This is a genomic window from Roseovarius nubinhibens ISM (genome assembly GCF_000152625.1).
In the GTDB taxonomy this organism is placed as follows: domain Bacteria; phylum Pseudomonadota; class Alphaproteobacteria; order Rhodobacterales; family Rhodobacteraceae; genus Roseovarius; species Roseovarius nubinhibens.
In genome coordinates this window covers 2764533-2776532 of the sequence record NZ_CH724156.1, presented here as the reverse complement: position 1 = coordinate 2776532, position 12000 = coordinate 2764533, and the positions used below count along the sequence as shown (strand labels likewise).

The 12000-nt window shown below is 63.7% G+C and carries 14 protein-coding genes and 1 tRNA gene; 9 read left to right on the top strand and 6 right to left on the bottom strand.

From position 1 onward, the window contains the following. Positions 1-12: 12 nt before the first annotated feature. The 6 genes from ISM_RS13285 to queF all read left to right on the top strand — a co-directional run bounded on the left by ISM_RS13285 (position 13) and on the right by queF (position 4098). Positions 13-717: a corrinoid protein gene (locus ISM_RS13285; RefSeq protein ID WP_009814699.1), complete on the top strand. Its 705-nt coding sequence runs from the start codon at positions 13-15 to the stop codon at positions 715-717. Positions 718-806: 89 nt separating this feature from the next. Then, entirely contained in the window at positions 807-1442 is a 636-nt protein-coding gene (locus ISM_RS13280; RefSeq protein WP_009814698.1) for a DUF1638 domain-containing protein, read from the top strand. A 259-nt stretch (positions 1443-1701) separates the two neighbouring features. Then, on the top strand, positions 1702-2403 hold the full coding sequence (gene queC / locus ISM_RS13275; protein WP_009814697.1) for a 7-cyano-7-deazaguanine synthase QueC: 702 nt from the start codon (positions 1702-1704) through the stop codon (positions 2401-2403). Beyond that, the gene (locus tag ISM_RS13270) at positions 2403-2756 is read left to right on the top strand and encodes a 6-pyruvoyl trahydropterin synthase family protein (RefSeq protein WP_009814696.1); all 354 of its coding nucleotides are present in this window, start codon (positions 2403-2405) and stop codon (positions 2754-2756) included. Before queC ends, ISM_RS13270 begins: the two co-directional genes overlap by 1 nt. After that, positions 2753-3463, top strand: a complete 711-nt coding sequence (gene queE / locus ISM_RS13265) for a 7-carboxy-7-deazaguanine synthase QueE (RefSeq protein ID WP_009814695.1) — start codon at positions 2753-2755, stop codon at positions 3461-3463. The genes ISM_RS13270 and queE overlap by 4 nt, the downstream gene beginning before the upstream one ends. A gap of 170 nt (positions 3464-3633) precedes the next feature. Next, the gene (gene queF, locus ISM_RS13260; protein WP_009814694.1) at positions 3634-4098 is read left to right on the top strand and encodes a preQ(1) synthase; all 465 of its coding nucleotides are present in this window, start codon (positions 3634-3636) and stop codon (positions 4096-4098) included. 25 nt (positions 4099-4123) lie between these two features. Here queF and ISM_RS13255 read toward each other — a convergent pair whose 3' ends face one another. Beyond that, on the bottom strand, positions 4124-4540 hold the full coding sequence (locus tag ISM_RS13255) for a SufE family protein (RefSeq protein WP_009814693.1): 417 nt from the start codon (positions 4538-4540) through the stop codon (positions 4124-4126). Between the two features lie 134 nt (positions 4541-4674). On the opposite strand from ISM_RS13255, the gene ISM_RS13250 reads away from it, so the two are divergent. Continuing rightward, the gene (locus ISM_RS13250; RefSeq protein WP_009814692.1) at positions 4675-5202 is read left to right on the top strand and encodes a lipoprotein; all 528 of its coding nucleotides are present in this window, start codon (positions 4675-4677) and stop codon (positions 5200-5202) included. Between the two features lie 98 nt (positions 5203-5300). Further along, entirely contained in the window at positions 5301-6554 is a 1254-nt protein-coding gene (locus ISM_RS13245; RefSeq protein WP_040618083.1) for a DUF2254 domain-containing protein, read from the top strand. 143 nt (positions 6555-6697) lie between these two features. Here ISM_RS13245 and ISM_RS13240 read toward each other — a convergent pair whose 3' ends face one another. The 4 genes from ISM_RS13240 to purM form a co-directional block, all read right to left on the bottom strand. Next, a complete protein-coding gene (locus ISM_RS13240; RefSeq protein ID WP_217622874.1) occupies positions 6698-7189 on the bottom strand; it encodes a hypothetical protein in 492 nt (163 codons plus the stop codon). Positions 7190-7435: 246 nt separating this feature from the next. Next, on the bottom strand, positions 7436-8593 hold the full coding sequence (gene rnd, locus ISM_RS13235; protein ID WP_009814689.1) for a ribonuclease D: 1158 nt from the start codon (positions 8591-8593) through the stop codon (positions 7436-7438). Between the two features lie 105 nt (positions 8594-8698). After that, positions 8699-9292 carry a phosphoribosylglycinamide formyltransferase gene (gene purN / locus ISM_RS13230; RefSeq protein WP_009814688.1) on the bottom strand — a complete coding sequence of 198 codons (594 nt, stop codon included), beginning with the start codon at positions 9290-9292 and terminating at the stop codon, positions 8699-8701. Further along, positions 9289-10335 carry a phosphoribosylformylglycinamidine cyclo-ligase gene (purM, locus tag ISM_RS13225; protein WP_009814687.1) on the bottom strand — a complete coding sequence of 349 codons (1047 nt, stop codon included), beginning with the start codon at positions 10333-10335 and terminating at the stop codon, positions 9289-9291. Before purM ends, purN begins: the two co-directional genes overlap by 4 nt. A gap of 147 nt (positions 10336-10482) precedes the next feature. Between purM and ISM_RS13220 the strand changes: the two genes are divergently transcribed. Then, positions 10483-10559 (top strand) — tRNA-Ile (locus ISM_RS13220). A gap of 53 nt (positions 10560-10612) precedes the next feature. On the opposite strand, the gene ISM_RS13215 is transcribed toward ISM_RS13220, so the two are convergent. Continuing rightward, positions 10613-11761: a serine hydrolase gene (locus ISM_RS13215; protein WP_009814686.1), complete on the bottom strand. Its 1149-nt coding sequence runs from the start codon at positions 11759-11761 to the stop codon at positions 10613-10615. Positions 11762-12000: the final 239 nt, after the last annotated feature.

Genomic DNA, 12000 nt, shown 5'->3' with positions numbered 1-12000 from the left:
GGAACATGAGCCATGTCCGACGAAGAAGACGACATCATCCTCTCCGAACTCGATGATGAAGAGCTTGTCCAACAGATGTTCGACGACCTCTACGACGGTCTCAAGGAAGAGATCGAAGAAGGCGTCAATATTCTGCTCGGACGTGGCTGGGCCCCCTATGACGTGCTGACCAAGGCGCTCGTCGGCGGCATGACCATCGTGGGCAAGGATTTCCGTGACGGCATCCTCTTCGTCCCCGAAGTGCTTCTCGCCGCCAACGCGATGAAGGGCGGCATGGCCATCCTCAAGCCGCTGCTGGCCGAAACCGGTGCGCCGCGCGTCGGCAAGATGGTCATCGGCACCGTCAAAGGCGACATCCACGACATCGGCAAGAACCTCGTTTCGATGATGATGGAAGGCGCCGGCTTTGAAGTGGTCGATCTGGGCATCAACAACCCGGTCGAAAACTATCTCGAAGCGCTCGAAAACGAGAAACCCGACATCCTCGGCATGTCGGCCCTGCTGACCACCACCATGCCTTATATGAAGGTCGTGATCGACACGCTGGTCGAACAGGGTCTGCGCGATGACTACATCGTGCTGGTGGGCGGCGCGCCGCTCAACGAGGAGTTTGGCAAGGCCATCGGCGCCGACGCCTATTGCCGGGACGCTGCTGTCGCAGTGGAAACCGCCAAAACTCTGGTCGGCCGCAAGCACAACCAGGGCGCCACGGCCTGATCGCCGACCGCTGAAAGATCAAAGCCCCGCCCCCGGCGGGGCTTTTTCGTCCCGGCCCGAGATCCTACATTCCTTATGGGAGACCGCGCATGACCCTCGACGACCGCCAGCTGACCGAGACCGGCCTGCCGCCCCGGCAGACGGGCCGCCTGCTGCTCATCGCCTGCGGGGCGCTGGCGCATGAGATCCTCGCGCTGAAACGGGGCAATGGCTGGGATCACATGGATCTGCAATGCCTGCCCGCCAAGCTGCATCTCTACCCCGAGAAAATCACCGAAGCGGTGACCGAGGCCGTGGCCGAACATCGCGACAGCTATGACGAGATTTTCGTGGTCTATGCCGATTGCGGCACCGGCGGCCAGCTGCAGGCCAAATGCGCCGAGCTCGGCGTCGAAATGGTCGCAGGCCCGCATTGCTATTCCTTCTTCGAGGGCAATGATCGCTTTGCCGCGCAAGGCGACGCCGATATGACGGCCTTTTTCCTCACCGATTTTCTGGTCAAACAATTCGACGCCTTCGTCTGGCGGCCGATGGGGCTCGACCGGCACCCGGAACTGCGCGACATGATCTTCGGCAATTACACCAAGCTGGTCTATCAATCGCAGATCACCGATCCGGCGCTCGTCGACAAGGCCCGCGCCTGCGCCGATCGGCTCGGCCTCGCCTTTGAACATCGCCACACCGGCTATGGCGATCTCGCCACCGCCCTCGCCGCCCGCGCCTGAGGCCCCGCCCCCTGATCCGCTTCTTTTGGCCACAAATATCCCGGGGGAAAGGCCGCAAGCCTTGGGGGCAGCGCCCCCTGACCCGCGGCCCAAAACGCGCGAAACACCCGTAAATCGAGACATTTCGCACCGAATTTGAACCGGTTTCATAACATTAACGTAACGTCACACGCGGATAGCTTGATCCAACCCCCAGCTTGCACTACCTAGCCTGCCACCGGTCGCAGCCTACCCGGTCATCAAAACAAGGGCCCCAGATATGAAGACACTTGTCATCTGCTCAGGCGGATTGGATTCCGTTTCCCTCGCCCACAAGGTCGCGGCAGAGCAAACACTCACGCGGTTGGTCTCCTTTGACTATGGCCAGCGCCATCGCAAAGAGCTCGATTTCGCCGCCCGTGCGGCAGACCGGCTCGGCGTGCCGTTTCACCTCATCGACATGCGCGGCATCGGCGCGGTGCTGACCGGCTCGGCGCTCACCGATGATGTGCCGGTGCCCGACGGCCATTACACCGAGGCCTCGATGGCCGCCACGGTCGTGCCCAATCGCAACGCCATCATGCTGAGCGTCGCCTTTGGCCTCGCCACGGCACAGGGGGACGAAGCCGTCGCCACCGCCGTTCATGGCGGCGATCACTTCATCTACCCCGATTGCCGCCCCGGCTTTGCCAAGAGCTTTCAGGCGATGCAGAACCACGCGCTCGACGGCTATGCGAATGTGTTTCTCTACACGCCCTTCATCGACGCGCCGAAATCGGCCATCGTCACCGAGGGCGCGCGCCATCACACCCCCTTTGCCGACACTTGGTCCTGCTACAAGGGCGGCGACATGCATTGCGGGCGCTGCGGCACCTGCGTCGAGCGGCGCGAGGCCTTTGACCTCGCTGGCGTCGCCGATCCGACCGCCTATGCCGACCCCGATTTCTGGGAGATCGCCATCTCCCGAAAGGCGGCCTGCTGATGTACCGGATCTGCAAGGAATTCCATTTCTCCGCCTCGCATCAGCTCGCGCATCTGCCCGAGCATCACCAATGCGCGCGGCTGCATGGCCATAACTACGTGGTTGCGGTCGAACTGGCCGCGCCCGAGCTCGACGCCAACGGTTTCGTGCGCGACTATCACGATCTCGCCGCGCTCAAATCCTATATCGACACGCGGTTTGATCACCGCCATCTCAATGATGTGCTCGACGGGCCCAGCACCGCCGAGGCGCTGGCGCGGCATTTCTTCGACTATTGCGCCGGGCAATGGCCCGAAACCGTGGCCGTCCGGGTGAGCGAGACCCCCCGCTCCTGGGCGGAGTACCGACCATGAGCAGCTTGCGTATCTCCGAGATCTTCGGCCCCACCATTCAAGGCGAAGGCATCCTCATCGGCGAACCCACGGTCTTTGTCCGGGCGGGCGGCTGCGATTACCGCTGCAGCTGGTGCGACACGCCCCATGCGGTCGACAGCGAGCACCGCAGCAGCTGGACCCCGATGACCACCTTCGACATCTGGGACGAGATTCAGCGCCTCTCGGACGGCCAGCCGCTCACCGTGTCGCTCTCGGGCGGCAACCCGGCCATTCAGGATTTCGGCCCGCTCATCGCGCTGGGCCGCGCCCAGGGCTACCGCTTCGCCTGCGAAACCCAAGGCTCGATCGCGCGCGGCTGGTTCAACGTGCTCGACACGCTGGTGCTGTCGCCGAAACCCCCGTCGAGCGGCGAGCGGCCCGATTGGGAGGCGTTTGACGCCTGCCTGCGCGCCGGGGCCAATGCCGGGCGCACCATCCTCAAGATCGTGATTTTCGACGACGAGGATTACAACTGGGCCAAGACGGTGCAGGCCCGTTTTCCGGGGCTGCCATTGTTCCTGCAACCGGGCAATCCCGAGATCGACCCGGCCCAGCCTGTCGACCTGCCGGCCATGGCCGACCGGCTCCGCCTGCTCACCGAACGCGCCATGCGCGATGGCTGGTTCTCGGTGCGCATCCTGCCGCAGCTCCATGTTTTCATCTGGGGCAATCAACGCGGCGTCTGACCCAACGCCCGTTCCCGGCGTAACTCCACCACTCACGACCAACCACCACCACTCACGAAGACCACCACCACTCACGGAACACGCACCGACCGAATACCGTCGTACTACCGACGCAACACTGACGCCCCAATTTCCGGGGCGGATCCAGACCAATACAGGACAAAGCAACCATGAGCGACACGATCTATTCCGACCTCAAACAGCTTGGCGGCGCCACAGTTCTGCCCGCCAATCCCGATGAGGCCGAACTCGAACGCGTGCAAAACCCCCAGGCCGACACCGCCTATAACGTGCGCTTCACCGCGCCCGAGTTCACCTCGCTCTGCCCGATGACCGGCCAGCCCGATTTCGCCCATCTGGTCATTGATTACGTGCCGGGCGAGTGGTTGGTGGAGAGCAAATCGCTCAAGCTCTTCCTCGGGGCCTTCCGCAATCACGGCGCGTTCCACGAGGATTGCACCGTCTCCATCGGGCGGCGGCTGGCCGAGTTCCTCGCGCCGCAATGGCTGCGCATCGGCGGCTATTGGTATCCGCGCGGCGGCATTCCCATCGATGTCTTCTGGCAGACCGGCCCGATGCCCGACAGCGTCTGGATTCCCGATCAGGGCGTACCGCCCTATCGCGGTCGCGGCTGAGACTCTTTTAAGGTTAAGGCTCGGCTCAGGCGGCGGCTGCGGCCGCTGCCACCTCGCGGATGCGGGTGATCATTGCCCGCAACCCGTTCGAGCGCTGCGCCGACAGGTGATCATTGAGGCCAAGCCGCGCCAATTCGCCCGCCGCATCAACCTGCGGCACCTCGCCCACCGGCAGATCATTATAGAGAGCCCGCAGCACCGCGATGAGCCCGCGCACGATCATCGCGTCGCTCTCGCCGTCAAAGGCAAAGACACCGCCCTCGATCCGCGGATGCAGCCAGACCTGACTGGCACAGCCATCGACTTTGGTCGCCGGCACCTTGAGCGCGTCGTCGAGCGGTTCCATCGCCTTGCCCTGCTCGATCACATAACGGTAGCGGTCTTCCCAATCCTCGAGAAACTCGAAATCTTCCACGATGTTTTCAAAGGCCGGTTGCGCCATCGGTTTTCCCCATTCTGATCGTCCCTGAGGTAATGGCGGGGCGCTCAAAGGTCCAGCCCCCGCTTGCACGCGCGGCCCTCGCGTCATACTGTGCCCCCAATCACCCTGCGGGGAATTTGGGGCAAAGGTTTCACATGCGCATTCTGCTTTCCATCCTGATGGTTACCACCCTGACGCTGGCGGGCTGCGGCGGCCTGCGCGACTCCAAGCTCAACCCCGGCAACTGGTTCGGCAAGAGCACGGCGCGCGCCACACCGACCAGCGCCCAGAGCCCCAATGCCAACCCGCTCATCCCCGAAGAGCGCAACAGCATCTTCCGCCGCAAACGCGGCAACGAGGTCTATGAGGGCACGCTGGTCCATCAGGTCACCGGGCTCAGCGTCGAACGCGCCTCCGGTGGCGCCATCATCCGGGTCACCGGCCTGCCCTTGCGCCAAGGCGCGCATGATGTGCGGCTGACCTCGGCCAATGGCAAGGATGACGCGCCGATCAATGGCGTGCTGACCTATCGGCTCGAGGCCTATCAGCCGGTCAACCGCGCCCAGGGCACGCCCCATAGCCGCAAGGTCAGCGCCGGGCGCTTTGTCTCGGATCAAGACCTGCAAGGGGTGCGGGAAATCCGCGTGATCTCGCAGACCAACTCCCACAGCTCGCGCCGCTGATCGCTTGATATTTCGCGACTTTTCGGCGCGACACCCTACCATTGACAGCTCAAGCCACCGCTGGCCAAACTGGCCGCATTGCGTGATGAGGTGACCGAATGGGTGCGTTTTTGAAAATGCCGCTGGCGCTGCTCAAGCGTTACTACCGCAAGCTCTGGCTGCGCGTGTTGTGCTACGCGCTGCTGTCGCTTCTGGTGGCGGCGATAGAGCCGGTGCTCGAACGCTGGATCGATCTCGATTTCGCGCCCGATGTCGCGCCCGAAGGCGTGATGACAGTGCTGACGATCCTCGCGTCGTCGATGCTCGCGGTCTCGACCTTTTCGCTCAACGTCATGGTGAGCGCCCATCGCGCCGCCGCCGCCAGCGCCACGCCGCGCATTCACCGGCTCTTGCTCGACGACACCACCACGCAAACCGTGCTCGCGGTGTTCATCGGGGCCTTTGTCTATGCGTTGACCACGATCATCCTGATCCAGGCCGGGCTCTATGCCGACACTTCGGCCTTTATCACCATGGCGGTCACCGTGCTCGTGGTGGTGATGGTGATCGCCGCCATGCTGCGCTGGATCGACCATCTGAGCCACCTCGGCAGCATGGATCACAACATGCGCAACGTCTTCGATCTGACTCGCGACGGGCTCACCCGTTTTGCCCGGCGGCCCGCGCTCGGCGCGGCTTTGCTGCGCGAGGACACGGTGCTGCCCGACCAGATGACACCGCTCACTGCGCCCGCCTCGGGCTATCTGCAGCTGATTGATGTCGAAGGGCTCAACACCTGTCTTGAGGACATCTCCGAGGGCAGCTTTCTCTATGTCTCGCTCTTCCCCGGCCAGACCGTGCTGCGCGGACAGCCCCTCGCCCAGCTCTCGGGCAGCGCCAGCGAGGCCGAGCTCACCCAGCTCGCACGGCATTTCGTCATCGGCGACATCCGCACCTATGAACAGGACCCGGATTTCGGTCTCACCGTCCTGTCGGAAATGTCGTCACGCGCACTGTCACCCGGGGTCAACGATCCCGGCACCGCGATCGAGGCGGTGACACGGCTGGAAATGCTGCTCTGGGACTACGGCCATGCCACGGGCGACCCGGACACCGCCACCGCCCCTCGGGTCTTTGTCAAGGCGCCGACGCCCGCCCATATCCTGCAATCGGCCTTTGCCGCCACCGCCCGCGATGGCGCGGGTCAGATCGAGGTCGCCCGCCACCTGCGCGAGGCCCTGTCGCGGCTGGCCTCCCTGCCCGACGCCTCCCTCGCCGCGGCGGCGCGTGATCTGGATGAATTGGTGCTCGCCTATTGCGACAAGGCCCTGCCCCTCGAGGCCGAACGCCAGAGCCTGCGTCGCGCCTTCTGACGGGCAACGCATAGCGCCTCCGGGCTTACCCGTGTGGCCCCGTAGGCCGAATGCCAGCTATGCGGACTTTTCGGACCTTCGACACATCTATTTTGATGTCTGGTTTGGCAACTCATTCACCAAAATGACTTTTTTTGAATGCCTTAAGGGAACATAAAATAATCACTCCAATCGATCTCGGGATGTTCGTTCAAAGGGTCGTCATGTTCTGCAGCCATGGGGAAACAGAAGCAGGGCCAGTTAAGGTCTTGGTGGTCTGCCAAGTTCTGTCCACGAATATCGCTATGAGGCCAAAAGGTCTGAAAGTACAAGAACACTTCATCAGCGCTGGCCTTCCAGTACTCGAGCCGCTGGCCGGTCATAATGTTCCCGATCTGCTTTGTTCCAACCTCAGGGTCAGTCACATGGGGAGGCACCATCACGTAGAGCCGATTTCCTTCGATGGCCCGATGCACCGCAGAAAGAAACATTTCGGTCGCGGCACCGAATTCGATGGCTGGGTACGCCCATCGAAAAAACTCCCAGTTCAAGAATGGGAAATAACCTTGACAGACGATGTCCTCCATTCGCTGATCGTTTGGTTCCCCGTCGCCCCAAACGGCTTCTGCCTCCAAATTCCTCGCTGCGGGTTTCATGTGTTTGGGACCACTCAACCTTCTTGCCTCCGCTATGCCCTTTCGGATTCCGAAACCCCATGTTCTCCGAGCATCACCCAAGAACCCCATTTAATGTTAGTGTAAACCCTGTTCGAGCCCGAACAACTTGTGAATTTTTTTGGCTCTGTTCCGAAAACCGACGTTCGTAGCCCCGCGCAGCATCCGCGACATTGGGCTCAAACACAACCTTCACCATCCGTGCACAAGCGTTCAGCGCCCCTCGGCTCAGAGCTCGACCGCCTCAATATTCTGCCCCTTGACGCGCAGCGCGATCTTGCCCTCGCAGAGCTTGAGCGCATCCTGCCCGAACACCTGCGCCCGCCAGCCCTTGAGCGCCGCGCCATCGCGCCGACCGCCCGCAATCGCGTCGAGATCCGACGCCGTGGCGATGAGCTTGGCCGCGACGCCATATTCCTCGGATTTGCCCTTGAGCAGCACCCGCAGCATATCCGCCACCGCCGGGTTCACCTGCAGCTTGTCGTCGAGCCCCGCCTTCTGCGGCTGATCCTTCGGATCCATCTCGAGCCCGCGCTTCACAGCCGCGATAATGCCATCGGCAATCGCCCCCTTGCGCGCCTCGCGCAGCAAGAGCCGCGACCGGCCCAGATCGTCATAGCTCGCCGGTTTCGTCGCCGCCAGCTCGAGCAGCGCATCATCCTTATAGACCCGGTTGCGCGGGATGTTGCGCTCTTGCGCATGGGCCTCGCGGAACCGCGCCAATTCGCGCACGATGGCGAGGTAACGCCCGGAATTGTTGCGTGTCTTGATCCGCTGCCACGCATCCTCGGGCCGGGTGATATAGGTCGCCGGGTCCATCAGCGTGCCAAGCTCTTCCTTGACCCAGGCATCACGGCCGGATTTTTCCAGCTCGGCGGCGAGATATTCGTAAATGCGCCGTAGATGGGTCACATCGCCCAGCGCGTATTTCTTCTGCGCCTCGCTCAGCGGACGGCGCGACCAATCGGTAAAGCGCGAGGATTTGTCGAGCTGCTCCTTGGCGATCCGCCGCACCAGCGTCTCATAGCCCACCTGCTCGCCAAAGCCGCAGACCATCGCCGCCACCTGCGTATCAAACAGGGGCTGCGGGATCAGACCAGCATCGACATAGAAAATCTCGAGATCCTGCCGCGCCGCATGGAACACCTTGACCACATTCTCATCGCGGAAAAGCTCATATAGCGGCTCGAGCGACAGCCCCTCGGCCAGCGGATCGACCAGCACCGCCCCCGCATCATCCTCGCCCGGCATGGCAAGCTGCACGAGGCAGAGCTTGCTGTAATAGGTCCGCTCGCGCAGGAACTCTGTATCGACGGTGACATAGGGATGTTTGCGCGCCTCTTGGCAATAGTCGGCAAGGGCGTCGGTGGTGGTGATGGTGATCATATCGGCTCGAATGTTGGGGGCGCCATCGCGGCGGCGGTGGCCCCGTATAGTGGAAATGCAGCGGAATTCAAATAACCTTGGCCCGCCCCGCCTGGATCGTCCCGATCATGGCAAAAATACCGGTGTCTTGTCGCCGGCGGCAAAGCGGCGCAGCACCTGCGGATAGAGGATATGTTCCTGTGCCAGAACCCGCGCCGCGAGGGTTGCGGGCGTGTCACCCGGCTCGACCGGCACCCGCGCCTGACCCAAAAGCGGCCCGGCGTCGAGCTCGGCAGTGACCTCATGCACGCTACATCCGGCCTCGGTGTCGCCCGCCGCCAGCGCCCGCGCATGGGTATTCAGCCCGGTGTATTTCGGCAAAAGAGACGGGTGAATATTGATCATCCGCCCGTCCCAGCGGCGCACGAACCCTTCGGTCAGCACCCGCATGAACCCCGCCAGACAGAGAATATCGGGCTGCGCTTCACAGATCCGCGCGTGCAGCGCCTCCTCGAAACTGGCCCGGTCGCCCTTGTGGGGCCGGTGATCGACCACCGCCGTCTCGACGCCGCGCGCCCGGGCCTTCTCGAGCCCGCCCGCCTCGGCGCCATTGGCCAGAACCAGCACCGGCATGGCCGGGTGATCCTCGCCCATACTGTCGACGAGCGAGACCATGTTCGACCCGCCCCCCGAGATCAGGATGGCGACGCGTTTCTTCACTTGAGACTGCCCGAATAGGCGACGCCCTGCCCCGGCACCACTTGGCCGATGCGGTAGACGGTTTCGCCCGCCTCGCTGAGCAGCGCGCTCAGCGCCTCGGCCCGGTCCGCCTCGACCGACAGGATCATGCCGATGCCGCAGTTGAAGGTCTTGAGAAGCTCGGCCTCTTCCATGCCACCGGTTTCCGCCGCCCAGGCAAACACCCCCGGCAGCTCCCACGCGCCAAGGTCGATCTCCGCCCCCAGCCCCTCGGGCAGGACGCGCGGCAGGTTCTCGGTGAGACCGCCACCGGTGATATGCGCCAGCGCATGCACGCCACCGGCCCGCACCGCCTCGAGCGCCTGACGCACATAGAGCCGCGTCGGCGTCAGCAGCACCTCGCCAAGGCTGCCCTCGGCCCAGGGGCAATCCGCCTCCCAGCCCAGGCCCGAGATCTCAACCAGCTTGCGCACAAGGCTATAGCCGTTGGAATGCACCCCATCCGAGGCCAGCCCCAGCAGCACATCGCCCTCGACCACACCCGCCGGCAGATCCGTGCCACGCTCCATCGCGCCCACGGCAAAGCCCGCCAGATCGAAATCGCCATCGGGATACATGCCCGGCATCTCTGCCGTCTCGCCGCCGATCAGCGCACAGCCCGACCGGACACAGCCCTCGGCAATGCCTTCGATGATCCGCGCCGCCTGCTCCGTCTCGAGACGGCCAGTGGCGAAATAATCGAGGAAAAACAGCGGCTCCGCGCCTTGGCACACGAGGTCATTGACGCACATGGCGACAAGGTCGATGCCGACGCCATCGACATGGCCGGTGTCGATCGCGATGCGCAGCTTGGTGCCCACCCCATCGGTCGCCGCCACCAGCACCGGATCGACATAGCCCGCGCCCTTGAGGTCAAACAGCGCGCCAAAGCCGCCGAGCCCCGACATCACACCGGGCCGCGCGGTCCGCTTGGCTGCGGGTTTGATCCGATCCACGAGCGCATTGCCCGCGTCGATATCCACCCCTGCATCCGCATAGGTGATCCCGTTCTTTCCTGATTGCATGGCCGCGCCCCGCTGCGTTTATCCGTGTTGGCAGGGCGATAGACCAATGCGCGGCCAATATCAACAAGGCGCTGCGCCCCCACGCCCTGTGACGCGCCAATGCCATCTTGACGCCCCGCCCCCGCCAGCCTACCAAACGCCCCAGGCGGGCCTGTAGCTCAACTGGTTAGAGCAGAGCGCTCATAACGCTTTGGTTGGGGGTTCAAGTCCCTCCGGGCCTACCATTTTCCGCCGCAATCCAATGAACACGCCGGACCGCAACCCGCCCGGCGCGCGCTCATTTCTGCGCCAGAATATCGGCAATCAGCCCATAGGTCGCGCTGATCCGGTCGCCATTGGGAATATTGCGATTGCCGAGGTAGATCACCCCGAGCTCCGCCTCGGGCAGCATCACGATATAGCCGCCAAACCCGTTGGTCGCGCCGGTCTTGTTAAAGATCCGCGTCCCGGTAACCGGCTCTGGCACCTCGACCCGCGCCATCGGCTGCGGCTTGAGGATGAAATCATAGCTGTTGCCCAGCTGCAGCTGCGCCTCGTCGACCGGCCAGGGATAGCTCTCCCAGATCAGATGCTGCACATAGGGCCCGGTCTCGCCATAGCTCGCGAGCGTCACGCCCAGCGCCGCCCCAACCTCGTCCCCCACCTCGGCCTGACCGAGATAGAGATCGAGCAGATGCAGCATCTCGGCCCCCGAGGATTTGACACCATAGGCCTCGGCATCGAACACGCCGGGGCTCACGCGGATCGGCGCATCGGTCTCTCTATGATAGCCAAAGGCATAGCGCGGCATCGCCGCTTGCGGCACCTCGACCCAGGTGTCGCCCATCCCCATCGCCGGCAAGAGATCGCTCTCCAGCGCCTCGGCATAGCCCTGCCCCACGGCCTGCGCCACGATATGGCCGAGAAGACCGACGCTGATGTTGGAATAGCTGCGCGCGCCCGGCTGCTCCGGCGCCCATGTCTTGGCCCAAGCGATGAGCCCCGCCACATCGCCCGCCTCATCCGGCACCTGCAGCGGCATCCCGCCCGTGTGATGCGTGCCGAGATCGCGCAGCCGCAACGCGCCGAAGTCCGTACCCTCAAGCTCAGGCAGATGCGCCGCCACCCGGTCGTCGAGGCTCAAAATCCCGCGCTCATCGGCCAGCGCCGCCAGTGTCACCGTGAACAGCTTGCTGATCGAGCCCAGCTCAAAGAGCGTGTCCCCATCCACCGCCACGCCGCCCGCGCGATCCGCCAGACCATGGGCAAAAAGGTGATGCTCGCCGCGATAGGTGATCCCGACCACCGCGCCCGGCACCGCCCGCGCCGCCAGAACCGGCGCAAAATGCGTCTCGGCCAGCGCCGCCAGATCCCCCGCCGTGCCGCGCTCTTCCGCCACTGCCGCGAGCGGGGCGAGGACCGCTGCCGCGCCGATCACAGTCTTCATCAATCGAGTCATATCTGCCTCATATCTCTTTGTTATAAATTTATAATTCAGACTGAAGAGGGTACCGTTCCGACACGCCTTGCGCCAAAGTCCTGCAACCGCCCGCGCCTCTCCATCGTCGGCCCGTCCTTAGCCCGCAACCGCCCGCCCGCCTAGCCCCCTCTGCCGGATCGGCGGGGGCCTGCACAAGGGGCCTGCTCAAGGGGCCTGCACAAATCACTTGATTTGCCGCGCGGTTT

What these genes read in the sequence shown, in the direction of transcription:
- ISM_RS13285 (WP_009814699.1), top strand. Translation starts at nt 13, where the DNA reads ATGTCCGACGAAGAAGACGACATCATCCTCTCCGAACTCGATGATGAA.
- ISM_RS13280 (WP_009814698.1), top strand. Translation starts at nt 807, where the DNA reads ATGACCCTCGACGACCGCCAGCTGACCGAGACCGGCCTGCCGCCCCGG.
- queC (WP_009814697.1), top strand. Translation starts at nt 1,702, where the DNA reads ATGAAGACACTTGTCATCTGCTCAGGCGGATTGGATTCCGTTTCCCTC.
- ISM_RS13270 (WP_009814696.1), top strand. Translation starts at nt 2,403, where the DNA reads ATGTACCGGATCTGCAAGGAATTCCATTTCTCCGCCTCGCATCAGCTC.
- queE (WP_009814695.1), top strand. Translation starts at nt 2,753, where the DNA reads ATGAGCAGCTTGCGTATCTCCGAGATCTTCGGCCCCACCATTCAAGGC.
- queF (WP_009814694.1), top strand. Translation starts at nt 3,634, where the DNA reads ATGAGCGACACGATCTATTCCGACCTCAAACAGCTTGGCGGCGCCACA.
- ISM_RS13255 (WP_009814693.1), bottom strand. Translation starts at nt 4,540, where the DNA reads ATGGCGCAACCGGCCTTTGAAAACATCGTGGAAGATTTCGAGTTTCTC.
- ISM_RS13250 (WP_009814692.1), top strand. Translation starts at nt 4,675, where the DNA reads ATGCGCATTCTGCTTTCCATCCTGATGGTTACCACCCTGACGCTGGCG.
- ISM_RS13245 (WP_040618083.1), top strand. Translation starts at nt 5,301, where the DNA reads ATGGGTGCGTTTTTGAAAATGCCGCTGGCGCTGCTCAAGCGTTACTAC.
- ISM_RS13240 (WP_217622874.1), bottom strand. Translation starts at nt 7,189, where the DNA reads ATGAAACCCGCAGCGAGGAATTTGGAGGCAGAAGCCGTTTGGGGCGAC.
- rnd (WP_009814689.1), bottom strand. Translation starts at nt 8,593, where the DNA reads ATGATCACCATCACCACCACCGACGCCCTTGCCGACTATTGCCAAGAG.
- purM (WP_009814687.1), bottom strand. Translation starts at nt 10,335, where the DNA reads ATGCAATCAGGAAAGAACGGGATCACCTATGCGGATGCAGGGGTGGAT.
- ISM_RS13215 (WP_009814686.1), bottom strand. Translation starts at nt 11,761, where the DNA reads ATGAAGACTGTGATCGGCGCGGCAGCGGTCCTCGCCCCGCTCGCGGCA.